This is a genomic window from Schlegelella aquatica (assembly GCF_026013905.1).
GTDB lineage: Bacteria > Pseudomonadota > Gammaproteobacteria > Burkholderiales > Burkholderiaceae_C > Caldimonas > Caldimonas aquatica.
On record NZ_CP110257.1, the window covers coordinates 1,988,072 to 2,012,036 of the forward strand.

The 23,965-nt window shown below is 67.2% G+C and carries 26 protein-coding genes; 15 read left to right on the forward strand and 11 right to left on the reverse strand.

Annotation, left to right across the window (positions count from 1 at the left end; genetic code table 11):
* Positions 1–107: 107 nt before the first annotated feature.
* Entirely contained in the window at positions 108–785 is a 678-nt protein-coding gene (locus OMP39_RS08970) for an RlmE family RNA methyltransferase (protein ID WP_264891409.1), read from the reverse strand.
* Between the two features lie 86 nt (positions 786–871).
* Between OMP39_RS08970 and OMP39_RS08975 the strand changes: the two genes are divergently transcribed.
* Positions 872–1,348: a YhbY family RNA-binding protein gene (locus OMP39_RS08975; RefSeq protein WP_264891410.1), complete on the forward strand. Its 477-nt coding sequence runs from the start codon at positions 872–874 to the stop codon at positions 1,346–1,348.
* A 45-nt stretch (positions 1,349–1,393) separates the two neighbouring features.
* Here the strand turns inward: OMP39_RS08975 and OMP39_RS08980 are convergent, their stop codons facing one another.
* The 4 genes from OMP39_RS08980 to carA form a co-directional block, all read right to left on the reverse strand.
* A complete protein-coding gene (locus tag OMP39_RS08980) occupies positions 1,394–1,879 on the reverse strand; it encodes a DUF4149 domain-containing protein (RefSeq protein ID WP_264891411.1) in 486 nt (161 codons plus the stop codon).
* A gap of 4 nt (positions 1,880–1,883) precedes the next feature.
* A complete protein-coding gene (greA, locus tag OMP39_RS08985) occupies positions 1,884–2,360 on the reverse strand; it encodes a transcription elongation factor GreA (RefSeq protein ID WP_264891412.1) in 477 nt (158 codons plus the stop codon).
* A gap of 91 nt (positions 2,361–2,451) precedes the next feature.
* Positions 2,452–5,691: a carbamoyl-phosphate synthase large subunit gene (gene carB / locus OMP39_RS08990; protein ID WP_264891413.1), complete on the reverse strand. Its 3,240-nt coding sequence runs from the start codon at positions 5,689–5,691 to the stop codon at positions 2,452–2,454.
* On the reverse strand, positions 5,684–6,844 hold the full coding sequence (gene carA, locus OMP39_RS08995) for a glutamine-hydrolyzing carbamoyl-phosphate synthase small subunit (RefSeq protein WP_264891414.1): 1,161 nt from the start codon (positions 6,842–6,844) through the stop codon (positions 5,684–5,686). The genes carB and carA overlap by 8 nt, the downstream gene beginning before the upstream one ends.
* Positions 6,845–7,115: 271 nt before the next feature.
* On the opposite strand from carA, the gene bfr reads away from it, so the two are divergent.
* Positions 7,116–7,592: a bacterioferritin gene (bfr, locus tag OMP39_RS09000; protein WP_264891415.1), complete on the forward strand. Its 477-nt coding sequence runs from the start codon at positions 7,116–7,118 to the stop codon at positions 7,590–7,592.
* A gap of 43 nt (positions 7,593–7,635) precedes the next feature.
* Here the strand turns inward: bfr and OMP39_RS09005 are convergent, their stop codons facing one another.
* A complete protein-coding gene (locus OMP39_RS09005) occupies positions 7,636–8,361 on the reverse strand; it encodes a protein-S-isoprenylcysteine O-methyltransferase (protein WP_264891416.1) in 726 nt (241 codons plus the stop codon).
* A 294-nt stretch (positions 8,362–8,655) separates the two neighbouring features.
* Here OMP39_RS09005 and OMP39_RS09010 point away from each other — a divergent pair, with 294 nt between their 5' ends.
* Positions 8,656–8,862: a (2Fe-2S)-binding protein gene (locus tag OMP39_RS09010; protein ID WP_264891417.1), complete on the forward strand. Its 207-nt coding sequence runs from the start codon at positions 8,656–8,658 to the stop codon at positions 8,860–8,862.
* 105 nt (positions 8,863–8,967) lie between these two features.
* A complete protein-coding gene (gene hemP / locus OMP39_RS09015; protein WP_425340617.1) occupies positions 8,968–9,192 on the forward strand; it encodes a hemin uptake protein HemP in 225 nt (74 codons plus the stop codon).
* Positions 9,193–9,448: 256 nt separating this feature from the next.
* Here the strand turns inward: hemP and OMP39_RS09020 are convergent, their stop codons facing one another.
* The gene (locus tag OMP39_RS09020) at positions 9,449–9,856 is read right to left on the reverse strand and encodes a GlcG/HbpS family heme-binding protein (protein ID WP_264891418.1); all 408 of its coding nucleotides are present in this window, start codon (positions 9,854–9,856) and stop codon (positions 9,449–9,451) included.
* A gap of 228 nt (positions 9,857–10,084) precedes the next feature.
* On the opposite strand from OMP39_RS09020, the gene OMP39_RS09025 reads away from it, so the two are divergent.
* Positions 10,085–10,780, forward strand: coding sequence for a Bax inhibitor-1/YccA family protein (locus OMP39_RS09025; protein ID WP_264891419.1), 696 nt, complete (start codon positions 10,085–10,087; stop codon positions 10,778–10,780).
* Positions 10,781–11,122: 342 nt separating this feature from the next.
* Here OMP39_RS09025 and clpA read toward each other — a convergent pair whose 3' ends face one another.
* Together clpA and clpS are read right to left on the reverse strand one after the other, a co-directional pair.
* Positions 11,123–13,423, reverse strand: coding sequence for an ATP-dependent Clp protease ATP-binding subunit ClpA (clpA, locus tag OMP39_RS09030; protein ID WP_264891420.1), 2,301 nt, complete (start codon positions 13,421–13,423; stop codon positions 11,123–11,125).
* A complete protein-coding gene (clpS, locus tag OMP39_RS09035) occupies positions 13,420–13,776 on the reverse strand; it encodes an ATP-dependent Clp protease adapter ClpS (protein WP_132765136.1) in 357 nt (118 codons plus the stop codon). The genes clpA and clpS overlap by 4 nt, the downstream gene beginning before the upstream one ends.
* 197 nt (positions 13,777–13,973) lie before the next feature.
* Here clpS and OMP39_RS09040 point away from each other — a divergent pair, with 197 nt between their 5' ends.
* Entirely contained in the window at positions 13,974–14,252 is a 279-nt protein-coding gene (locus OMP39_RS09040) for a cold-shock protein (protein WP_264891421.1), read from the forward strand.
* 441 nt (positions 14,253–14,693) lie between these two features.
* Here the strand turns inward: OMP39_RS09040 and OMP39_RS09045 are convergent, their stop codons facing one another.
* Complete coding sequence (locus OMP39_RS09045; protein ID WP_264891422.1) at positions 14,694–15,527, reverse strand: GntR family transcriptional regulator; 834 nt, start codon at positions 15,525–15,527, stop codon at positions 14,694–14,696.
* A 16-nt stretch (positions 15,528–15,543) separates the two neighbouring features.
* Positions 15,544–17,235, reverse strand: coding sequence for a sigma-54-dependent Fis family transcriptional regulator (locus OMP39_RS09050; RefSeq protein ID WP_264891423.1), 1,692 nt, complete (start codon positions 17,233–17,235; stop codon positions 15,544–15,546).
* A gap of 301 nt (positions 17,236–17,536) precedes the next feature.
* Between OMP39_RS09050 and OMP39_RS09055 the strand changes: the two genes are divergently transcribed.
* From OMP39_RS09055 to OMP39_RS09095, 9 genes are read left to right on the forward strand one after another with little or no spacing between them, the layout of a single operon-like run.
* On the forward strand, positions 17,537–17,752 hold the full coding sequence (locus tag OMP39_RS09055; protein ID WP_104356870.1) for a phenol hydroxylase subunit: 216 nt from the start codon (positions 17,537–17,539) through the stop codon (positions 17,750–17,752).
* Between the two features lie 46 nt (positions 17,753–17,798).
* Positions 17,799–18,791, forward strand: coding sequence for a ferritin family protein (locus OMP39_RS09060; RefSeq protein WP_264891424.1), 993 nt, complete (start codon positions 17,799–17,801; stop codon positions 18,789–18,791).
* A 29-nt stretch (positions 18,792–18,820) separates the two neighbouring features.
* Positions 18,821–19,105, forward strand: coding sequence for an MmoB/DmpM family protein (locus OMP39_RS09065; protein ID WP_104356872.1), 285 nt, complete (start codon positions 18,821–18,823; stop codon positions 19,103–19,105).
* Between the two features lie 30 nt (positions 19,106–19,135).
* Positions 19,136–20,710: an aromatic/alkene/methane monooxygenase hydroxylase/oxygenase subunit alpha gene (locus OMP39_RS09070; RefSeq protein WP_264891425.1), complete on the forward strand. Its 1,575-nt coding sequence runs from the start codon at positions 19,136–19,138 to the stop codon at positions 20,708–20,710.
* A complete protein-coding gene (locus OMP39_RS09075) occupies positions 20,707–21,063 on the forward strand; it encodes a phenol hydroxylase subunit P4 (RefSeq protein ID WP_132765125.1) in 357 nt (118 codons plus the stop codon). Before OMP39_RS09070 ends, OMP39_RS09075 begins: the two co-directional genes overlap by 4 nt.
* 10 nt (positions 21,064–21,073) lie before the next feature.
* A complete protein-coding gene (locus OMP39_RS09080) occupies positions 21,074–22,138 on the forward strand; it encodes an NADH:ubiquinone reductase (Na(+)-transporting) subunit F (RefSeq protein WP_264891426.1) in 1,065 nt (354 codons plus the stop codon).
* Positions 22,139–22,154: 16 nt separating this feature from the next.
* A complete protein-coding gene (locus OMP39_RS09085) occupies positions 22,155–22,538 on the forward strand; it encodes a 2Fe-2S iron-sulfur cluster-binding protein (RefSeq protein WP_104356876.1) in 384 nt (127 codons plus the stop codon).
* A 1-nt stretch (position 22,539) separates the two neighbouring features.
* Positions 22,540–23,484: a catechol 2,3-dioxygenase gene (locus OMP39_RS09090; protein ID WP_104356877.1), complete on the forward strand. Its 945-nt coding sequence runs from the start codon at positions 22,540–22,542 to the stop codon at positions 23,482–23,484.
* Between the two features lie 16 nt (positions 23,485–23,500).
* Complete coding sequence (locus OMP39_RS09095) at positions 23,501–23,959, forward strand: GlcG/HbpS family heme-binding protein (RefSeq protein ID WP_104356878.1); 459 nt, start codon at positions 23,501–23,503, stop codon at positions 23,957–23,959.
* The last annotated feature ends 6 nt before the right edge of the window (positions 23,960–23,965 follow it).

Sequence of the window (23,965 nt, forward strand, 5' to 3'; positions counted from 1 at the left end):
GATTTGGGGCCTGATTCTAGTTCAGCCAAGCCCCCCGCCCCTTTGCGGTTTCCCATGGTTGTGACAGGTGATTGCTATCAGGGCACGGCGCGAAGGACCGGCCCTGGTCACCCAGCATTTTTCAGACCCCGTCCGGCGAGAAAGGTTTCGGCGGATCGGTCCCGCGAGGCCTTGGGCTTGATCGCCTTGACGACCCGGAAATTCCGCTTGAACAGTTCCACCAGCTGGCTGTAGCCGCTGCCGTGGAATACCTTGCACACGAGTGCACCGTCGGGTTTGAGGTGGGTGGTGGCGAATTCCATCGCCAGTTCGACCAGATGGGCGATGCGAGCGGCGTCGGAGACCTCGATGCCGGACAGGTTGGGCGCCATGTCGGAGATCACGACATCCACTGCCCGGCCGCCGACCGCCTCGTCCAACTGCCTGAGTATGCCCTCCTCACGGAAGTCGCCCTGGATGAAGGTCACACCCTCGATCGGCTCGAAGTCCAGCAGGTCCAGCGCGATGATCGCGCCGTGGAGTTCGCCCGGCGCAGCCCCACCCGCGCCCGCGTCCTTGGGCGCAAACTTCCGCCGCACATACTGGCTCCATGCGCCCGGCGCGGCGCCCAGGTCCACCACCAGCTGACCCGGCTTGAGCAGCCCCAGTTCCTCGTCGATTTCCTTCAGCTTGTAAGCGGCGCGGGAGCGATAGCCCTCCTTCTGGGCCAGCTTGACATACGGGTCGGTCATGTGGTCGTGAAGCCACGCCTTGTTGACCTTCTTGCTCTTGGTCTTGATCTTCATCTGGGAACACCGGTGAGGCGAGGGTGTGACGGCGATTCTTGGCGGGAGATCACGCCGGCATCTGCCGGGGCGGGGATAATACGCCGATGCCCGCCCTACAACTGACTCCTGCACAACGCAAGGAAAAGCGCGCCGAGGCGCATCACCTGGACCCGGTGGTGCTGATCGGCGCCGACGGCCTGACCCCCGCCGTGCTCAGGGAGGCCGACTCCGCCCTGAAAGCCCACGGCCTGATCAAGATCCGCGTGTTCTCCGACGACCGCCAGGAACGGGAAGCCCTGTTCGCCCGCCTGGCCGACGAACTCGACGCCGCGCCGGTCCAGCATATCGGCAAGCTGCTGGTGCTGTGGCGCCCGGTTCCCCCGAAGGAGAAGGCTGCCGAGGACGACCGCAAACCCGGCCCCCGGGTGGTCAAGATCATCAAGTACTCGAAACGCGGCGGTCAGCGGCCGGAGGTGAAGAAAGTCACGGTGCTCGGCAACCAGCGGGTCACGGCCGGCGGCAGCATCAAGCGCGCCAAACCGCGCATGACCAGCGCCAAAAAGAAACTCCTGTCGGAGTGACGCCAGGACGGCAGACGAGACTTCGCCTGTGTACGCCGGCCGCCATCAGGCGGCGGCGCCGGTTTGGGCCGATGGGCCCGCCTCGGGTGCCGCGCTGCGCCAGGCGAGGGCCAGCCACAGCACGCCCTTGAGCAGGAAGAACGCGCTCGAGACGGCGTGCAACTGGCCGAAACCGAACCGCCCCTGACCCAGCCGCGCCTCGGCCATCATGGGCTGCAGGGCGAAGTAGCCCGCCACCGTGCAGAACAGCGCGCCCAGGACCAGCGCCATCTCCGGCGAGAACAAGGACCCCCGCCCTTGGGCCGCGCGTCGCGCCGCGATGCGGCGCTCGACGAGCAAAAGCACCACGGCGGCCACGAGGCTGGCATGCGCTTCGATCTGGAACAGCCGGCCGGCGACGAGGCCCGCCTGCGCACGTTCCAGCAGCGCGAACAGCGACGGCGCGGCCACCACCCCGATCGTGACGACCATCCCGGCGGCCAGGCCGCTCAGCCAGGCCCGAAGACGGAGCCAGAAGCGGTCCGATGCCATCGCCTCAGACGTAGCGGACTTCGACGATCTCGTAGCGCTTCACGCCCCCGGGCGCCTGCACCTCGGCCACGTCGCCGGCCTCCTTGCCGATCAGCGCACGCGCGATGGGCGAGCTGATCGAGATCAGGCCGTGCTTCAGGTCGGCCTCGTCGTCACCGACGATCTGGTACGTGACCGCCTCGCCGGTCTCCTCTTCCTCCAGATCCACCGTCGCGCCGAACACAACCCGGCCACCGGCGTCCAGACTGGCCGGATCTATCACCTGGGCGGCCGCGAGCTTGCCTTCGATCTCCTGGATACGCCCTTCGATGAAGCCCTGCTTGTCCTTGGCGGCGTCGTATTCGGCGTTCTCCGACAGGTCGCCCTGCGCCCGCGCCTCGGCGATCGCATTGATCACCGCGGGCCGTTCGACCGTCTTGAGGCGGTGCAGTTCTTCCTTCAGCTTCTCCGCGCCACGCTTGGTGAGGGGAATCGTCGGCATGTCCTTCTCTTCTCTTTCGGCAGCAAAAAGTCGGCCGCCGCCACACTCCCTTGCAGGAGGGCGGCGGCGGCCGCGGGTTCAACAGTGCGGACTAGTTTAGCGCCTTGTGCAGTTCCTGCAGCGAATAGACCACGAGATCCTGCTGGTGCTTCATCGCCTCCACGGCAGCCTCGCACCCCGCCATCGTCGTGTAGTACGTCACGCGGTTGGCCAGCGCGGCGGTGCGGATGTAGCGCGAATCCGCGATCGCCGTGCGGGTTTCATCCACGGTCGTGAAGACCAGTTGGATCTCGCCAGCCTTGATCATGTCGGCGATGTGGGGCCGGCCGTCCTTGACCTTGTTGACCGTGCGCACCGGGATGCCGGCCTGGCTGATGGCCTGGGCGGTTCCGCGCGTGGCGACGAGCTGGAAGCCCAGTTCATGCAATTGGCGCGCCACCTCGATCGCCCGGGGCTTGTCGCTGTTCTTCACCGTGATGCAGACCGTACCCTTGGCCGGCAGCCGCGAGCCCGCGGCCAGCTGGCTCTTGAGCATGGCCTCGCCGAAGGTCCGGCCCACGCCCATGACCTCGCCGGTCGAGCGCATCTCCGGTCCCAGGATCGGGTCGACCCCCGGGAACTTGTTGAAGGGGAAGACGGCTTCCTTGACGCTGAAGTATGGCGGGATCACCTCGCCCTTGACGCCCTGCTCGGCCAACCTGCGCCCTGCCATGCAGCGCGCCGCGATCTTCGCCAGCGGCTGGCCCGTCGCCTTGGAGACGTAGGGCACCGTGCGCGAGGCGCGCGGGTTGACCTCCAACACGTAGACCGTGGCGCGGTCGCCCTCGCCCTGGATCGCGAACTGCACGTTCATCAGGCCCACGACCTTCAGCGCCCTGGCCATCAGCGCGGTCTGCCGGCGCAGCTCGTCCTGCAGCTGTGGCGACAGCGTGTACGGCGGCAGCGAGCAGGCCGAGTCGCCGGAGTGCACCCCGGCCTGCTCGATGTGCTCCATGATGCCGCCGATCAGCACGTCCTGGCCGTCGCAGATGCAGTCGACGTCGACCTCGATGGCATCGTCGAGGAAGCGGTCCAGCAGCACCGGTGACTTCTCGCTGACCTTGACCGCCTCGCGCATGTAGCGCTCGAGGTCCTTGTCGCCGTGCACGATCTCCATCGCGCGGCCGCCGAGCACATAGCTCGGGCGCACCACCAACGGGTAGCCGATCTCCTGCGCCATCTGCAGCGCCTGCTCCTCGGTCCGAGCGGTGCGGTTGGGCGGCTGCTTCAGACCCAGGTCGTGCAGCAGCTTCTGGAAACGCTCGCGGTCCTCGGCGATGTCGATGCTGTCAGGCGATGTGCCGATGATCGGCACGCCGTTGGCCTCCAGGTCCAGCGCCAGCTTCAGCGGGGTCTGGCCACCGTACTGGACGATGACGCCCACCGGCTTTTCCTTCGCGACGATCTCGAGCACGTCCTCCAGCGTGACCGGCTCGAAGTACAGGCGGTCGGACGTATCGTAGTCCGTGGAGACGGTCTCGGGGTTGCAGTTGACCATGATCGTCTCGTAGCCGTCTTCGCGCATCGCGAGGGCGGCATGGACGCAGCAGTAGTCGAACTCGATGCCCTGGCCGATGCGGTTCGGCCCACCGCCCAGCACCATGATCTTCTTGCGGTCGCTCGGGTCCGCCTCGCACTCCTCGTCGTACGTGGAGTACATGTACGCCGTCTGCGTCGCGAACTCGGCCGCACAGGTGTCGACGCGCTTGTAGACGGGGCGGATGCCCATCGCGTGGCGTGCGGCGCGCACGGCGTGCTGGTCGGTGCCCAGCAGCTTGGCCAGGCGCTTGTCGGAGAAGCCCTTGCGCTTGAGGAAGCGCAGTTCCCCGGCCGACAGGCTCTGCAGCGTGCGGCTGGCGACCTGCTGCTCGATCTTCACGAGTTCCTCGATCTGCGCGAGGAACCACGGGTCGATCGCCGTCTCCTCGTACACCTCCTGCAGGCTCATGCCGATGCGGAAGGCGTCACCGACGAAGAGGATGCGCTCGGGACCAGGCTCTCCGATCTCCTGGACGATCTCCTCGCGGTCGTTGCTGCGCTCGGTCAGGCCATCGATGCCAGTCTCCAGGCCGCGCAGCGCCTTCTGGAAACTCTCCTGGAAGGTGCGTCCCATCGCCATCACCTCGCCCACCGACTTCATCTGGGTGGTGAGGTGCGGATCGGCCTCGCGGAACTTCTCGAACGCGAAGCGCGGGATCTTGGTGACGACGTAGTCGATCGACGGCTCGAAGCTCGCCGGGGTCGCGCCGCCCGTGATCTCGTTGCGCAACTCGTCGAGCGTGTAGCCCACCGCCAGCTTGGCCGCAACCTTAGCGATCGGAAAGCCGGTGGCCTTGGAAGCCAGCGCCGACGAGCGCGAAACGCGCGGGTTCATCTCGATCACGATCATGCGGCCGTTCTCGGGGTTGATCGAGAACTGCACGTTCGAGCCGCCCGTGTCCACGCCGATCTCGCGCAGGATCGCGACCGATGCATTGCGCATCAGCTGGTATTCCTTGTCGGTCAGCGTCTGCGCCGGAGCGACCGTGATCGAATCGCCCGTGTGGATGCCCATCGGATCGAGGTTCTCGATGGAGCAGACGATGATGCAGTTGTCCGCCTTGTCGCGGACGACCTCCATCTCGAACTCCTTCCACCCGATCAGCGATTCCTCGATCAGCAGCTCGTTGGTCGGCGACAGGTCGAGGCCGCGCTTGCAGATCTCCTCGAACTCCTCCGGGTTGTAGGCGATGCCGCCGCCCGTGCCACCGAGGGTGAAGCTCGGGCGGATCACCACCGGGAACCCGTTGGTGCCGAGCTCCGCGGCGATGCGCTTTTGCACGCCCCAGGCCTCTTCCATCGAGTGCGCGATACCCGACTTGGCCGAGTCCAGACCGATCTTGGTCATCGCCTCCTTGAACTTGAGGCGGTCCTCGGCCTTCTCGATCGCCTTCTCGTTGGCGCCGATCATCTCGACGCCGTACTTGGCCAGCACGCCGTTGCGGTGCAGGTCCAGCGCGCAGTTGAGCGCCGTCTGGCCGCCCATGGTCGGCAGGATCGCGTCGGGACGCTCCTTGGCGATGATGCGCTCGACCACCTGCCAGGTGATGGGCTCGATGTAGGTCACATCGGCCATCTCCGGGTCGGTCATGATGGTGGCGGGGTTGCTGTTGACCAGGATGACCTTGTAGCCCTCCTGGCGCAGCGCCTTGCACGCCTGCGCGCCGGAATAGTCGAACTCGCAGGCCTGCCCGATGATGATCGGGCCCGCCCCGATGATGAGAATGCTCTTGATGTCTGTGCGCTTAGGCATTTGTGTGTTTCTCCATCAGCGCAACGAAACGGTCGAACAGGTAGCCGATGTCATGCGGTCCGGGCGAGGCTTCCGGATGCCCTTGGAAGCAGAACGCCGGTCTGTCGGTGCGCGCCAGACCCTGCAGCGTGCCGTCGAAGAGGCTTACATGGGTCGGGCGCAGGTTGGCCGGCAGCGTCTTTTCGTCCACCGCGAAGCCATGGTTCTGGCTGGTGATGCTGACGCGGCCGGTGTCGAGGTCCTTGACCGGATGGTTGGCGCCGTGGTGTCCGAACTTCATCTTGAAGGTCTTGGCGCCCGAGGCCAGCGCCATGATCTGGTGGCCCAGGCAGATGCCGAAGGTCGGAATTCCGGTCTCGATCAATTCGCGCGAGGCCTCGATCGCATAGTCGCATGCGGCCGGATCACCGGGGCCGTTGGCCAGGAAGACGCCATCCGGATCGAGCTCGAGTACTTCGGCCACAGGGGTTTGCGCCGGCAGCACGGTGATGCGGCAACCGCGCTCGGCCAGCATGCGCAGGATGTTGCGCTTGACGCCGTAGTCATAGGCGACGACGTGGAAGCGCGGGGCCGTCTGCCGCCCGTAGCCGGTGCCCAGACGCCATTCGGTCTCGGTCCACTCGTAGGGCGCGCGCGTGCTGACGACCTTGGCAAGGTCCAGGCCGGCCATGTCCGGGGCGGCCCTGGCCTTGCCCACTGCGTCGGCCACGTGCGCGTCCGTGATGGCCTGGCCCCCGGGCAAGGCCAGGATGCAGCCGTTTTGCGCTCCGCCGTTGCGCAGGATGCGGGTCAGGCGCCGCGTGTCGACGTCCGCGATCGCGACGACGCCCTCGTCCCGCAGGTACTGCGTCAGCGTGCGGGTCTTGCGGAAGTTCGACTCGAGAACCGGCAGGTCCTTGATGATGAGGCCGGCGGCATGGACTTTGGACGCCTCGACATCCTCTTCGTTGACACCCACGTTGCCGATGTGCGGATACGTCAGCGTGACGATCTGCTGGGCATAGCTGGGGTCGGTGAGGATTTCCTGGTAGCCGGTGAGCGACGTATTGAAGACGACTTCACCGACCGTGTGACCGGCAGCGCCGATCGAGGTGCCACGAAAGACCGTGCCGTCTGCGAGTGCGAGGAGCGCTTGGGGCAGTTGCGGCAGCACGGGAATCTCCGGGGAAGGATGTCCGCGCCCAGCTCTGCTCGCAAAGCATTCGGGTGTGCAAAGGCCAGGGAGTTGCGCTAGGCGGGTGGTTGCGGGTAAACCTGAAAATTATAGCCTGAGACGCCTGCGACCGACAGGCTGGTGGCGAGAACGAGAACACGTCTGAATCGCAGAATGCACTCGAGCGCCAACGGGCGGGCTTTGGTCCGGTGCGCCTTGGCGAAACCCCTGCGGCCGACGAGAATGCGAGGGAGAACAACAGGAGTCCACGATGAAGGGCGACCCCAAGGTCATCGAGTACCTCAACGCACAACTCAAGAACGAGCTGACTGCCATCAATCAGTACTTCCTGCACTACCGGATGCTGAAGCACTGGGGCTTCGACAAGCTCGCCAAAAAGGAATACGAGGAGTCGATCGGCGAGATGAAGCATGCCGACCGCCTGATGGACCGCATCCTGATGCTCGACGGCCTGCCCAACCTGCAGGACCTGGGCAAGCTGCTCGTTGGGGAGGACGTGGTCGAGGCGCTCAAGTGTGACCTGCAGCTCGAACAGGCGGCGCAGGCGACCATCAAGGAAGGCATCGCCTATTGCGAGTCGGTGCGCGACTATGTCTCGCGTGACCTGCTGCAAGACATCCTCGACGACACCGAGGAGCACATCGACTTCCTGGAGACCCAGCTGGGCCTGGTCGACCAGGTGGGCCTTCAGAACTACCTGCAGTCGCAGATGGGCGAAGTGTCCTGACGCGTTCGGGATGGCGCCCCGGGCTCGGGCCCGGCGGCGCGTTTCACCGGCCGCCCCACCGGGGCATCAGCCGCCCCACCCGTTCGGCATAGGCCTCGTACTCCCGACCGAACGTCTCCCGCATCAGCCGCTCCTCCCTGCCCACCCGCAGGAAGTACAGGAGCGCGAAACCCGGCACCGAGCAAGCGCCCGCGACCCAGTTCTGGATGAGCAGGGGCTGCGCCAGCGCGAACAGCCAGATCGACGCGTACATCGGGTGACGCGCCCAGCGGTACACGCCTTCGGTCACCAACCGGTGCTCGGCGTGCACTTCCAGCGAAGGGGACCAGTTCCGCCCCAGGTCCGCGTGCGAACGATGGAAGACCCACAGGGACAGCGCCATCATCAGCGTTCCTGCCACGGGCGCCGCCGCAGGCAGTGCATAGTTCCACCGGGCGAACCAAGGCAGGGCCACGTGGAGCAGCGGCAGCGCCATCAAGGTCATGAAGACGACGAACATCAGCCACTGCTCCCGGCGGTCCACGTGGCTGCGCACCGGGCGATTGCGACGGCCGGCCTCCACATGCGGCCAGCGGATGAGGGTCTGCAGCAACGAGGCCGCGGCCCACACCAGCTCGGGCCAGCGCACCGCCCCGCCCCTTTGCCAGACATGGGCGGCGATCACGATGGCAAACAGGACGACAGGCACCCACGCCCGCAGCCGCGAACCGTAGACACCCGCAGTGGCATTGGGACGGCCGGGGGCGGCAGCCAGGTGCAGCCGCTTCACCACGGCCTCGGCTGGCGGACGAACCGCAGAGCTTCCGGGACGATGGGCGATGCGGGCATGTGGGTCTCCTTGTCGTCGTTGTTGTCCGGTCAGTATCGAGCCCGCCTCGCCGCCACCGCATTCCCCAAAAAGAGGGAAGCCGCCGCCGGCGGGGCCGGGCCCCTCCATCAGCGGCCTCTTCTGGCCCCAAGAACCCCTGATACGAGCTGGGGCTTCAATTGCGACTCATTCTCATTTAGACTCTCACCATCGCGTCGATAGAGAGCCCCGCGGGGCGAGCCGAGAGGAACCTGCATGATCGTGTGTGTCTGCAATCGCGTCTCCGACAGAGAGATCGAGCGCCTCGCCCGGGCAGGGTACAGCTTCGAGGAAATCCAGATGGAGTCGGGCGCCGCCACCTGCTGCGGCCGATGCGAGTCTTGCGCACGGCAGGTGCACGAAGCCGCGCGGCATCAGGTCCGGGAAGTCCACGTGGTGTCACTCGTCCTGGAGGCTGCCTGACATGGAAACCCTGCTCTTGACCCTGAGCCTGGCCGTCGTCGTGGCCGGTGCCTGGTGGGCGCTGAGCCGTCCTTGATCACGCACCGAAGACCAAGAGAAAGCCTCATGGAACACACCGCTGTCCTGCCGCGCCGCGCGGCCCTGGCCCGGGATCCGATGGCCGACCAAGTGGCGACCGCGACGCACTCCGATTCCCCGCCGGACGAACACACGCCCACCCTGCCCAGCAGCGTGTTGTTGCGCGGTCGCAAAACGGTACAGATCGAGCACAACGGGTCGCTCTACCAGCTGCGGGCGACCAAGTACGGCAAGCTCATCCTGACCAAATAGTTCATCGTGGGGCGACCGCCGCCTGGAAAAGGCGACCGGTCGTAGTTTCTGCACAGCCACGTCCTGCGGGACGCCAGCCACGCGCTTTTTCCCCGCATCTTCGCCGTGCCCGCCCCCGCGTCGCGTCGCACCTCGCTGCCCGGCGGTGGCATGGGCCCGACGGCTGGCGCGTACGGCGAAGCCGCCGGCAGGGGCTCTTCGCCCCGGACCGACGACCCACGCAGCGCCACGCCCTGGCCCCCGTTGGAACGAAACCTCAGCCGTGCAGCGCGGCGATGCCCGCCTTGGCGATCTGGGCGTCCTCGACCGATTTCACGCCGCTGACCCCGACGGCCCCGATGCACTGGCCGTCGACGATGATGGGCACGCCCCCCTCCAGCAGCCCCTCGATCTCCGGCGCGCTCAGGAACGACACGCGCCCCTGGTTGATCACGTCCTCGTAGACCTTGCTCTCGCGGCGACCCAGGGCCGCCGTCTTGGCCTTGGCCGGCGCGATGTGCGCGGACACCGGAGCCGCGCCGTCCAGTCGTTGCAGCCACAGGAGGTGCCCGCCGTCGTCCACGATCGCGATGCTCACGGCCCATCCGTTCGCCTGCGCCTCGGCCTCCGCGGCCTGCGCGATCCGCTTGACGTCCTGCAACTCCAACTGCATCTTTTGCTTCATTTGACTTCCTTTCTATGCGAGGCGGCCGCGCCTGGCGCACCGCCGGGCGACATGGTGCCACGGCCGGCGGGGCCGCGCCGCTGTCGTCAACCTGGCACGGATCGTGCGAGCCGCGCCTGCCCCCTGGATAACCCTGCCCGGGGCCCCATGTCCGTTGGGCACGTGCTCCGGGGAACTAGAATCGCCGCGTCGTGGTCGAACGACCACTTTGTCTGTGAGGAGAGTCTGATGAACGAAAGCTTGCGCGCGTACACCGCCGGTTCTTCCGTCCTGGTGGAGCAGCGCAACCGGGTGTTGCGCAACACCTACTGGCTGCTCGCCCTGTCGCTCGTGCCGACCGTCCTGGGTGCCTGGATCGGCGTGGCGTCCGGTTTCAGCTTCTTCGCCGGGAGCCCCTTCATCGGCTTTGTCGTGTTCATGGGGGTGGCCTTCGGCTTCTTCTTCGCGATCGACAAGTTCAAGAACTCGGGCATCGGCGTGGCGCTGCTGCTCGGCTTCACGTTCTTCATGGGCCTGATGCTGTCACGACTGATCGGCGCGGTGCTCGGCAACTTCACGAACGGCGCCCAGCTGATCATGATGGCCTTCGGGGGCACCGCCCTGGTCTTCTTCGGCATGGCCACGCTCGCGACCACGATCAAGCGTGACCTGTCGGGCATGGGCAAGTTCCTGATGGTGGGCGCCATCATGCTGATCGTCGCCATCGTCGCGAACATCTGGCTGCAGATGCCTGCGCTCACGCTGACCATTTCGGCGCTGGCCGTCGTCATCTTCTCGGCCTTCATGCTCTACGACATCAAGCGCGTCATCGACGGCGGCGAGACGAACTACGTCACTGCCACCCTGGCGATCTACCTGGACGTCTACAACGTGTTCCAGTCGCTGCTGACCCTGCTGGGCGTCTTCGGCGGCGAGCGCGAATAACCGTCCCATCCTTTCCCCCCAGACCCCGCGTGGCCCCCGCCCGCGGGGTTTTTCGTTTCCGGGGGCACGGCACCGTCCCCCGCCACGTGGGCAGCGCACCAAGACGGCGTCCACCTTCCTTCCATCGCCCGCGTTCTTCCCCGGCCTCGCAGCGCGGCCCTTCCTGCCGCGCGTCCTCGTGGAGTGTCCAGCGCACGACGAATGCCGACGATCGGGGCCCAAGAGCACCCGCCGCGAACGGCCGACTGGCGCGACCAAGAAGTAGGCCCTCCGCGGAGGGCCTACTCTAGAACCAGGAGCGGCGCCTGCCGCACCGCCCTCCTCGCGGCATGTGCCGCACGGTCACTCGGTCGTCGCTGCTTCCTTCGGCCGGTCGCTGCGCTTGTTGGGCTGGATGTCCAGCACGACCTGCTCCTTGTCGTCCAGGTCCACCGAGAGGCGGCCTCCGTCGACCAGACGGCCGAAGAGCAGCTCATCGGCCAGCGCCCGCCGGATGGTGTCCTGGATGAGGCGCTGCATCGGCCGCGCGCCCATGAGCGGATCGAAGCCCTTCTTCGCCAGGTACTTGCGCAGGGCGTCCGTGAACGTGACCTCGACGCGCTTTTCGGCCAGCTGGCTCTCGAGTTGCAGCAGGAACTTGTCGACCACCCGGAGGATGACCTCCTCGTCCAGCGCGCGGAAGTTGACGATGGCATCGAGCCGGTTGCGGAACTCGGGCGTGAACAGCCGCTTGATGTCGGCCATCTCGTCACCTTGCTCGCGCTTGCTCGTGAAGCCGATCGTCGACTTCTGCATGGTCTCGGCACCCGCGTTCGTGGTCATGATGATGATCACGTTGCGGAAGTCGGCCTTGCGGCCGTTGTTGTCTGTCAGCGTGCCGTGGTCCATCACCTGCAGCAGCACGTTGAAGACGTCCGGATGCGCCTTCTCGATCTCGTCGAGCAGCAGCACCGCGTGCGGCTTCTTGGTGACCGCCTCGGTCAGCAGGCCGCCCTGGTCGAAGCCCACGTAGCCCGGGGGCGCGCCGATCAGGCGGCTGACCGCATGGCGCTCCATGTACTCGGACATGTCGAAGCGGATCAGTTCGATCCCCAGGATGTAGGCCAGCTGTTTGGCGACCTCGGTCTTGCCGACGCCGGTGGGCCCGGAGAACAGGAACGAGCCGATCGGCTTGTCCGGCTTGCCCAGGCCTGAGCGGGCCATCTTGATCGCCGCGGCCAGCGCGTCGATCGCCTCGTCCTGGCCGAACACCACGCTCTTGAGGTCGCGGTCGAGGTTCTTGAGCTTGGAGCGGTCGTCGTTGCTGACGCTCGCCGGCGGGATGCGCGCGATCTTCGCGACGATCTCCTCGACCTCGGCGCGGGTGATGGTCTTCTTCTGCTTGCTCTTGGGCAGGATGCGCTGCGCCGCGCCCGCCTCGTCGATCACGTCGATCGCCTTGTCGGGCAGGTGGCGGTCATTGATGTACTTGGCCGACAGCTCGGCAGCCGCCTGCAGCGCGTTGAGCGCGTACTTGACGTTGTGGTGGTCCTCGAAGCGCGACTTCAGGCCCTTGAGGATCTCCACGGTCTGCTCGACCGACGGCTCGACCACGTCGATCTTCTGGAAGCGCCGCGACAGCGCCGCGTCCTTCTCGAAGATGCCGCGGTACTCGTTGAAGGTGGTCGCGCCGATGCACTTGAGCGTGCCCGAGCTCAGCGCCGGCTTGAGCAGGTTGCTCGCATCGAGCGTGCCGCCCGAGGCCGCCCCCGCCCCGATCAGCGTGTGGATCTCGTCGATGAACAGGATCGCGTTGGGCTGGTCCTTCAGCGCCTTGAGCACGCCCTTGAGGCGCTGCTCGAAGTCGCCGCGGTACTTGGTGCCGGCCAGCAGCGCGCCCATGTCCAGCGCGTAGACCACGGAATCGGACAGCACCTCGGGCACGTCGCCTTCGGTGATGCGCCAGGCCAGCCCCTCGGCGATCGCGGTCTTGCCCACGCCCGCCTCGCCGACCAGCAGCGGGTTGTTCTTGCGCCGGCGGCACAGCACCTGGATCACGCGCTCGACTTCCTGCTCGCGGCCGATCAGCGGGTCGATCTTGCCCTCGCGCGCCAGCTGGTTGAGGTTCTGGGTGAACTGCTCCAGCGGCGACCCCTTGCCCTCGCCCTCTTCCTTCTCGACCTCCTGGCCGCTGCCCTCGGCGGGCTTGGCCGGCTCGGGCGGATCGGACTTGCGGATGCCGTGGGCGATGTAGTTGACCACGTCCAGGCGGGTCACGCCCTGCTGGTGCAGGTAATAGACCGCATGCGAATCCTTCTCGCCGAAGATCGCCACCAGCACGTTCGCGCCGGTCACTTCCTTCTTGCCGCTGCCGGTGGACTGCACGTGCATGATCGCGCGCTGGATCACGCGCTGGAAGCCCAGCGTCGGCTGCGTGTCGACCTCGTCGGTGCCGCCGACGGTCGGCGTGTTTTCCTTGATGAACTGCGTCAGGCTCTTGCGCAGGTCATCGATGCTGGCCGAGCACGCCCGCAGCACCTCGGCCGCCGACGGGTTGTCGAGCAGTGCCAGCAGCAGGTGCTCCACCGTGATGAACTCGTGGCGCTGCTGGCGCGCCTCGACGAACGCCATGTGCAGGCTGACTTCAAGTTCCTGGGCAATCATGCGGCCTCCATAATGCACTGCAAAGGATGCCCCGCGCGGCGCGCGGCGGCAAGCACCAATTCGACTTTCGTGGCGGCTATGTCCTTGGTGTAGACGCCACAGACGCCGCGGCCTTCGTGGTGGATCTTCAGCATGATGTGGGTCGCCGTCTCCAGGTCCCGGTGGAAGTACTGCTGAAGCACCATCACCACGAACTCCATCGGGGTGTAGTCGTCGTTCAGCATGACCACCTGGTACAGACGGGGCGGCTCCACCTTCGATGACTGTCTTTCGACAACGACAGTTCCTTCCCCGCCGTCCGGCAGCGCGGGCTGGGCGGGCGTTGCTGGGAGCTTGGGCGTGTCGCTGGGCATGAAACGATTCTATCGAGTTGGGCTGGACAGGGAGCGGGTTCGCGCCATTTGCTCTGCACTCGTCAAGGTCAACCTGAGAATATGCACAGGAACCGTCACCAACGCTCACGAACCCGGGCTTGATCCGTTCTTGACACCGTGGAACCTGCCGCAGAGAATTTTTCGCGAATCAGGAGTATTTACCCGGGCAGGAAGCAATGGGTACGCATGCAGGAACGGTCAAATGGTTCAATGACGCCAAGGGCTTCGGGTTCATTGAGCCGGACGAAGGCGGCGAAGACGTCTTCGCCCACTTTTCGGCCATCCTGATGGATGGTTTCCGGACGCTGAAGCAGGGCTCGAAGGTCACCTTCGACCTGGTCCAGGGTCCGAAAGGCAAGCTGGCGCAAAACATCCAGTTGCTCGAACCCCGGGTCGTGCCGGCTGCCGTCCGGCCGCCGGCCGGCACCAGCCAGTCCGCTTCCCTGGCCGACTGAGCTCTTTTTCGCAAGGGCCTGGCACCAGGCACGTCCTGTTTCGCTCGTCCGGGCCACCCGCAGGCGCCCAAGCCTCAGATCGGGCTTGGGCTGCCGCATTTCAAGGGTGCATGAAGGATCGCGTGTTTTTGTGCACTCGCCAGAAATAACGGAGCCCACTTGCGCGGGTTTATTGCCCACGCACCTGGGAAAGCATGCGCTTTCAGGCACCACCGCGAAAGCCGGATATATTCATATACATCCATTCGCATGAAGGCAGCCTCCTTGCGTCCATACGGCGAATGCGATGAAAAACCTTCACTTCGGCAGGGTCTCGCAAGGCTGCGCCGCATGGGCCCTGCGGCGGCCCCTGCCTATTGAAGACCCGGAACGCGACGGACGCATTCCCCCCGGATGCGGGGATGGGGCACCGCGCCCTCCGGCGCTTCCCGACGGTCCCCTTCACGTGGCAAGCGGTTCACCCGCGGGCTGCGTCCACGGCCGCTGTTGCGGCGCGGCACCGGCCCCGGCGGGCGTCGCGCGTGCGTGCGCCGCGGCCGGCGGGCGCGCGCCCGGCAGGACAATGCGCCCCTCGCGCAGGGCACGGATCAGCATGTAAGGCGTCGCGCTGATGTGCGCTTCGAGCGCCAAGGCGGCGCGCGCCTCCTGGCCGCTGATCGCCAGCTGGTAGATCTCGGTGTGCTCGGCATGGACGTCACGCCCGCTGTCGGGCAGGCCGATCGCATAGCTGCGGTAGCGCTCGCTGTGGCGCGCCAGCAGGCGCAGCACTCGCTGCGTCCAGGGCGAGGCGTGGCCGGACAGCAGCGCTTCATGGAAGCGCAGGTTGAGCGCCTCCCACTGGCGGCGGCGCTCGGGCCGCACCGGCTGCTCCTCCGCCGACAGGGCCTCGTAGGCCGCCGTCACGCGCGCGCGCCAGGCGTCGTCGCCGCAGCGGATCGACTGGCGCAGGGCGTCGGTCTCGATGTGCACCCGCAGGCGCGTGATGTCTTCCAGGTCCTCGATCGCGATCGGCGCCACGCGAAAGCCCCGCTGCCCCTCGGCCACCACCAGCGCGTCGCTGACCAGCCGGGTCAGGGCCTCGCGCAGCGTGCCGGCACCGACCTGGTACTGCTGCCGCAGGTGCTCGATGCGCAGGCGGCTGTCCGGCGCCAGCCGGCCCTCGATGATGTCGTCGCGCAGCGTGGTGTAGGTCTGTTCGATCAGGGTGCGCGTGGCCGCGCCGTCGGCCGGGTCGACGGGGAGGGTGCTGGGCGGCTGGAAGGAACGCTTGGCCATGCTCGGGCCCTGCCGCTCAGGTGGCGCGGCGCGCGTCGTCCTGGATGCGCGAGAGGCGGTAGCTCAGCTGGGGACGGGTGATCCCCAGCGCCCGAGCCGCCGCCGACAGGTTGCCGCCGGCGCGCTGGACCGCCTCGCGGATCAGCGCGTCCTCCATCGCATCCAGCGTCAGGCCGCTGCGCTGCAGCATGTCGTAGAAGTCGGCCTGCTGGGCGCAGGCGGCGTTGCTCTCCAGGCCGCCGGAAGCATTGACCGTCAGCATGTCGGCGGAAGTCAGCTGGGGGAACAGCATCGGGGCATCGACCATGCCGCCCGAGGACGCAAGGATCACGCCACGCTCGACCAGGTTCTCGAGCTCGCGCACGTTGCCCGGCCAGGGATGGGCGCGCATCGCGGCCAGCGCCAGGTCGGTGAAGCCCTCGACGCGCTTGCCGTGCCGCGCGGCGTACTTCTGCAGCAGGTGCATGGCCAGCAGCTCGATGTCCTCGGCCCGTTCGCGCAGCGGCGGGATGCGGATCGGGTAGACGTTCAGCCGGTACAGCAGGTCGCGCCGGAAGCGCCCCTCCTCCACCGCCTTCTCCAGGTCGACGTTGGTGGCGGCGACCACCCGCACATCGACCTTGCGGGCCTGGGTCGACCCCAGCCGCTCCACCTCGCCCTGCTGGAGCACGCGCAGCAGCTTGGCCTGCGCCGGCAGCGGCAGCTCGCCCAGTTCGTCCAGCAGCAGGGTGCCGCCGTGGGCGCGCTCGAAGCGGCCGATGCGCGTCGCGTTGGCACCGGTATAGGCGCCCTTTTCCGCACCGAACAACTCGCTTTCGATCAGCTCGGCCGGCAGCGCCGCGCAGTTGACCGCGACGAAGGGCTTGTCCGCACGGGGCCCCATCGCATGCAGCGCGCGCGCGAAGCGCTCCTTGCCGACGCCGGTTTCGCCGGTCAGCAGCACCGTGACCTCGGTCGGGGCGGCCTTGCGCAGCAGCTCGACGGTCTGCCGGAACGCCGGGGAATGCCCGATCAGCGGCCCCTGGTCGTCGGCCGGCTGCAGCTGCGTGCGCAGCGCCTCGACCTGCGAGCGCAGCTCGTCGATGCGCACCAGCATCGAATCCGGGTCGTAGTCGCGCGCCAGCTGCTCGCCGTCGGGCCATTCGTGCGCGAAACGGCCTTCGATCAGGCAACAGTCATGGCCGCTGGCCGAGCACTGGACCTCCTTGAACAGCGCCGGGCGGCCGAAGAAGCCGCTCGTGTAGCCCGAGGCATAGCCCAGCAGCATCCAGCACACGGGCTCGTCCGACGGCCCGCAGCTGCGCTGGTGCATCTCGGCCTCCCAGCTGTGGTCCCAGCGGAACACGCCGCGGAAGTGACCTTGCGCCTCGTCGACCTCGAGCACCTGCGGCGTGACTCGCACCGCGCCTTCGAGCATGTGCAGCTGGGGCCCGACGGCAAAGGCGTCGAACAGCGACGCGTCGGGGCGCACCTTGCGCGCCAGCATCGCGTCGCGCGTGCCTGCTGTGTAACCCGCGCGCATGAGCAGGCGCCGGGTGTGCTCCGGCCCCAGGCTGGACATCAGCTCGCGCCGCAACGCCTGCAGGCTCGCCGCGTGGAGCAGCAGCATGCGCTGGTCCGCCAGCCAGATGCGCCCGTCCACCGTGGAGAAATGGACCAGGCGACGCAGGTCGGCGTCGGACGGCAGCGGTGGCAGGAGGGTGGACATGGTGGACAAAGTATCGATAAACCGCTGAACACCGTCCATAGGGTTCACCCGCCCCACCCATTTCATCATTTCAGCAATCGGGCGCGCCGGCACCTCACCAAATGATCATGCTGCCCTGCAGCAATCGGGTCACTGCTGGTCACAAGCACCCCATCGCGTGGCCGAGACGTCGCCGCAGTCGCGGCCGATCGGGGCCGAATGCTCCGGATTAACCCTTAATTTATCGATATTTTTGGGCGGTTCCCGCCGGATTGGCATGCGTCCTGCGATGGAGGCGGCCAACACAGCACAGGCCCCTGCCATGACGCGAACCGCCCCGCCCCCTGCCGCCGAGCCTGCCATGCCGGCGTGCGACCTGACCCAGAAGTTCGTGCGCGTCCTCGGCCGCAAGGACGACCTCGTCGAGTTCAGCTTCTCGGTCGGCTGGCCGGAACTGTCGGTCGAACTGCTGCTGCCGACGCCGGCCTTCGAAGCCTTCTGCGCGGAGCACCGCGTGCGCTACCTGCCCGACGACTGACATCCGCCACCGCTCCCACGCCACACCACCAAGGAGACAAGCCCCCATGAACATCGACCTGCAGGCGCGCGAGATCCAGCGCTTGCGCCACACCTTCGCCCGCGTGGCAGCCTACACGGGCGACAAGCCGGCTTCGCGCTACCTCGAAGCCACACTCGGCGCGCAGCCGAGCGCCAACTTCCACTACCGCCCCACCTGGGAGCCGGAATTCGAGCTTTTCGACACCCGGCGCACCGCGGTGAAGATGAAGGACTGGGACAGCCTGCGGGACCCGCGCCAGTTCTACTACGCGACCTGGACCATGGCGCGCGCACGCCAGCAGGACGCGATGGAGGCGAACTACCAGTTCGTCGAATCGCGCGGCCTGCTCGACAAGATGCCCGATGCCGTGCGCTCCCACGCCTGTGACGTGCTGATGCCGCTGCGCCACGTGGCCTGGGGCGGCAACATGAACAACTGCACCATCTGCGCGCGCGGCTACGGCACCGCCTTCACCGCGCCGGCCATGCTGCATGCGATGGACCAGCTGGGCGCGGCGCAGTACCTCACGCGGCTGGGGCTCGCGATGGACGAGCCCGGCGTGCTCGACGCCGGTCGCAACGCCTGGCTGCACGACGCCCACTGGCAGGTGCTGCGCCGCTACGTGGAAGACACTCTGGTGCTGCAGGACCCGTTCGAGCTGTTCATCGCGCAGAACCTCGCCCTCGACGGCCTGCTGTATCCGCTGATGCTGGGCCACTTCGTCGACGAGCACCTGGCCCTGCAGGGCGGCACGGCCGTCGCGATGCTCACCGCCTTCATCCCCGAATGGCACGACGAGAGCGCGCGCTGGATCGACGCGGTCGTCAAGGTCGCCGCGGCCGAATCCGAAGGCAACCGCCGCCTGCTCACCGACTGGTACGTCACCTACGCCTGGAAGGCGCGCGCCGCACTGACGCCGGTCGCCGAGCTGGCCTTGGGCGAGGTGGGGGCCACGGCGATGCAGGAGGTGCGCGAGGCACTGGACGCCCGCGCACGCAAGGCCGGCCTGGACGTCTGACCGACAAGCCAATCCCGAGGAGACATCCCATGACGACCGCAGCCACCTCCAAGGTGTTCATCGCGTTCCAGGACAACGAGGAAGCCCGTCCGGTGATCGAGGCCATCCAGGCCGACAACCCCGAGGCCGTGACCGTCCATTCGCCCGGGCTCGTGAAGATCGACGCCCCGGGGCGCCTGGTCATCCGCCGCGCCACGGTCGAGGAACACACCGGCCGCCCGTTCGACCTGCAGCAGATCCACGTGAACCTCGTCACCCTGTCCGGCCACATCGACGAGGACGACGACGAGTTCACGCTGCGCTGGAACCACTGAACGGCCTCACCCCATCCACAGGAGACAAGCATGGACACCCGAGTCACCCGCAAGAAGCTCAGCCTCAAGGAACGCTACGCCGCGATGACGCGTGGCCTCGGCTGGGAGACCACGTACCAGCCGATGGAGAAAGTCTTCCCGTACGACCGCTACGAGGGCATCAAGATCCACGACTGGGACAAGTGGGAGGACCCCTTCCGCCTGACCATGGACGCCTACTGGAAGTACCAAGGCGAGAAGGAACGCAAGCTCTACGCCGTCATCGACGCCTTCGCGCAGAACAACGGCTTTCTCGGCATCAGCGACGCGCGCTACGTCAACGCGCTCAAGCTGTTCATCCAGGGCGTCACGCCGCTGGAGTACTACGCGCATCGCGGCTTCGCGCAGGTGGGCCGGCACTTCACCGGCGTGGGCGCGCGCGTGGCGGCGCAGATGCAGTCCATCGACGAGCTGCGCCACTACCAGACCGAGACGCATGCCATCAGCACCTACAACAAGTACTTCAACGGCATGCACAACGCCGCGCACTGGTACGACCGTGTGTGGTACCTGTCCGTGCCCAAGTCGTTCTTCGAGGACGCGCTGACCGCCGGCCCGTTCGAGTTCCTCACCGCGGTGAGCTTCTCGTTCGAGTACGTGCTGACCAACCTGCTGTTCGTGCCGTTCATGTCCGGTGCTGCGCACAACGGCGACATGTCCACCGTCACCTTCGGCTTCTCGGCCCAGAGCGACGAATCGCGCCACATGACGCTGGGCATCGAGTGCATCAAGTTCATGCTCGAGCAGGACCCGGACAACGTGCCCATCGTGCAGCGCTGGATCGACAAGTGGTTCTGGCGCGGCTACCGCGTGCTGACGCTGGTGGCGATGATGCAGGACTACATGCTGCCCAAGCGCGTGATGAGCTGGAAGGAAGGCTGGGAGATGTACGCCGAGCAGAACGGCGGAGCCCTGTTCCGCGACCTCGCCCGCTACGGCATCCGGGAGCCGGCCGGCTGGAAGGAAGCCTGCGAGGGCAAGGACCACATCAGTCACCAGGCCTGGAACGCCTTCTACAACTACACCGCCGCCGCGCCCTTGCACACCTGGGTACCCAGCGACGAGGAAATGGACTGGCTGTCGGAGAAGTACCCCGAGTCCTTCGACCGCCTGTACCGCCCGCGCCTGGAGTACTACCGGGAGCGCCAGCAGCAGGGCAAGCGCTTCTACAACAAGACGCTGCCGATGCTGTGCACGACCTGCCAGATCCCGATGTTCTTCACCGAGCCCGGCGACCCGACCAGGATCTGCTACCGCGAGAGCAACTACTTCGGCAACAAGTACCACTTCTGCAGTGACGGCTGCAAGCGGATCTTCGACCACGAACCGGAGAAGTACGTGCAGTCCTGGCTGCCGGTGCACCAGATCTACCAGGGCAACTGCTTCAAGCCCGACGTCGACCCGAGCCAGCCCGGCTTCGATCCGCTGGGCGCGGTGCTCGACTGGTACGGCCTGAACTTCGGCCGCGACAACCTCGACTTCGAGGGCTCGGAAGACCAGAAAAACTTCGCCGCCTGGCGCGGCGAGGCCAAGGACGACACCACCGAGAAAGGAGCATCGGCATGAGCGTCACCGCGATCGGCACCTACGATTTCCCCGCCCGGGACGTGCGCGAGAACTTCCCGGCGCCGTTGCTGTACATCGGCTGGGAAGACCACATGATGTTCTGCGCGCCCTTCTGCCTGCCGCTGCCGGCGGAGATGCCGTTCGGCGCGATGGTGGAGAACGTGCTGCCCGGCGCGTTCGGCGACCACCCGGACTTCGAGCGCATCGACTGGAGCCAGGTGCAGTGGTTCAAGTCCGGCCAGCCCTGGCAGCCCGACTTCGGCAAGACGCTGGCCGAGAACGGCCTGGGGCACAAGGACGCGATCCGCTTCCGCACGCCCGGCCTGACCGGCATCCGGGGATCGAGCTCCTGAGCGTGCGGCCATGAGCTACCAACTGACCATCGAGCCCCTCGGCGTGACGATCGACGTCGAGGAAGGCCAGACCTTGCTCGACGCGGCGCTGCGCCAGGGCATCTACCTGCCGCACGCCTGCGGGCACGGGCTGTGCGGCAGCTGCAAGGTGCAGGTCTGCGATGGCGAGATCGACCACGGCGCGGCCAACCCGTTCGCGCTGATGGACTTCGAGCGCGACGACGGCAAGACCCTGGCCTGCTGCGCGACGCTGTGCTCGGACGCGACCATCGAGGCCGACATCGACGAGGATCCCGACGCCGAGGTCATCCCGGTGCGCGACTTCGCGGCCGACATCGAGCGCATCGAGCCGCTCACGCCGACCATCAAGGCCATCCACCTGAAGCTGGACAAGCCGATCCGCTTCCAGCCCGGGCAGTACGTGCAGCTGGAAATCCCGGGCCTCGGCCAAAGCCGTGCGTTCTCGATCGCCAACCCGCCGGCCGCGGACGGCCAGGCCGACCGCATCGAGCTCAACGTGCGCCTGGTGCCCGGCGGCGCCGGCACCACCTGGCTGCACGAGCAGGCCCGCGAGGGCACGCGGCTGCGCCTGTCCGGCCCGTACGGCCGCTTCTTCGTGCGCCGCTCGGCACGCATGCCGATGATCTTCCTGGCCGGCGGCTCGGGCCTGTCCAGCCCGCGCTCGATGATCCTGAGCCTGCTGGCCGAGGGTTGCACCGAGCCGATCACGCTGGTCTACGGCCAGCGCAGCCGCGAGGAGCTGTACTACGACGCCGAGTTCCGGGCGCTCGCTCAGCAGCACCCGAACTTCACCTACGTGCCGGCCCTGTCGGACGAGCCCGAGGGCTCCGGCTGGGACGGCGCGCGTGGCTACGTGCACGAGGCAGCCAAGGCCCACTTCGGCGGCCAGTTCGCCGGCCACAAGGCCTACCTGTGCGGACCACCGCCGATGATCGAGGCCTGCATCGCGACGCTGATGCAGGGACGCCTGTTCGAGCGCGACATCTACACCGAGAAGTTCATCTCGGCAGCGGACGCGCAGGGGCCGCGCAGTCCGCTGTTCAAGCAGGTCTAGGACGGAGGAGAAGAGCATGCTGTTCGACACCCGGACCCGCGTGGACGTGCACGTCGTCCAGACCGGCGAGTCCTACCCCTGCGCGACCGACGAGAGCCTGCTGCGCGGCATGCTGCGGCTCGGCCGCCGCGGCATCCCCGCCGGCTGCGTCAACGGCGGCTGCGGCGTCTGCAAGGTGCAGATCGTCGAGGGCGAGGTGCGGGCGCTCGGCCCGGTCAGCCGCGCCCACGTCAGCGTCGAGGAGGAGGCCCGGGGCTACACCCTGGCCTGCCGCGCCGCCCCCGTCACCGCCGTGCGCCTGGAAGTGTGCGCACGGCTGGCCAAACCGTTTACCCGAGCTGCGGCCCCGGCAGCCTCGGCCGTTCCCCACCGACCCACAGCAACCACGAAGGAGACATGACATGGGCGTTCTGCGTATTGGCCACGCCAGCCTGCGAGTGATGGACATCGATGCCGCCGTGACGCACTACGAGAAGGTGCTGGGCATGCGCACGGTGATGAAGGACCGTGCCGGCAACGTGTACCTCAAGTGCTGGGACGAGTGGGACAAGTTCTCGCTGATCCTCACACCCTCCGACCAGGCCGGCCTGAACCACGTGGCCTACAAGGTCAAGGACGACGCCGACCTGGACGAGATCCAGCAGCGCGTCGAGGCCTGGGGCATCAAGACCCAGATGCTGCCCGAGGGCACGCTGCCGTCGGTGGGCCGCATGCTGCAGTTCCACCTGCCCAGCGGCCACGACATGCGGCTGTACGCGTTCAAGGAGTACGTGGGCACCGACGTCGGCACCGACAACCCCGACCCCTGGCCGGACGGCATCCGCGGCGCGGGCGCGCACTGGCTGGACCACCTGCTGCTGATGTGCGAGCTCAATCCCGAGGCCGGCATCAACACGGTCGAGCAGAACACGCGCTTCATGAAGGAGTGCCTCGGCTTCTTCCTGACCGAGCAGGTGCTGGTGGGCCCGGAGAAGAACGTCCAGGCCGCCACCTGGATGGCGTGCACCACCACGCCGCACGACATCGCCTTCGTCGGCGGCCCGCGCAGCGGCCTGCACCACATCGCGTTCTTCCTCGACTCGTGGCACGACGTGCTGAAGGCCGCCGACGTGATGGCCAAGAACAAGGTGCGCATCGACGTCGCGCCGACCCGCCACGGCATCACGCGTGGCGAGACCATCTACTTCTTCGACCCGAGCGGCAACCGCAACGAGACCTTCGCAGGCCTGGGCTACCTCGCGCAGCCGGACCGTCCGGTGACCACCTGGAGCGAAGACCGCCTCGGCAGCGGCATCTTCTACCACACCGGCGACCTGGTGCCCTCGTTCACCGAGGTCTACACCTGAACGGAAGGACCGCACCATGCAGGCACCGCACCAGGCCCCGGATGACGCGCTGAGCGCCGCGCAGCGCGTCATCGACGCCCCTGCCGCACTGCGCGCCATCCAGGCCGCCGTGCGCCATGCCGACGCGCTGGGCGTGCGCGTCAACGTCTCGGTGGTCGATGCGGCCGGCGTGCCGGTCGCCTTCGCCCGCCAGGCCGGCGCGCCGCTGCACTCGGTGGAGATCGCCGTCGACAAGGCCTACACGGCGGCGAGCTTCGGCCTGCCGACCAGCGCCTGGCACGCCGAGCTGCAGCACCACTCGGAGGCCGTGCGCCAGGGGCTGGTGCTGCGGCCGCGCTTCGTCGCGTTCGGCGGCGGGCTGCCCATCGTGGAGCACGGCGTGCGCATCGGCGGCATCGGCGTCTCCGGCGGCAGCGAAGCGCAGGACGAAGAAATCGCCCGCGCCGGCCTGCAGGCCCTCGGGCTGCAGGCCTGAGATCCC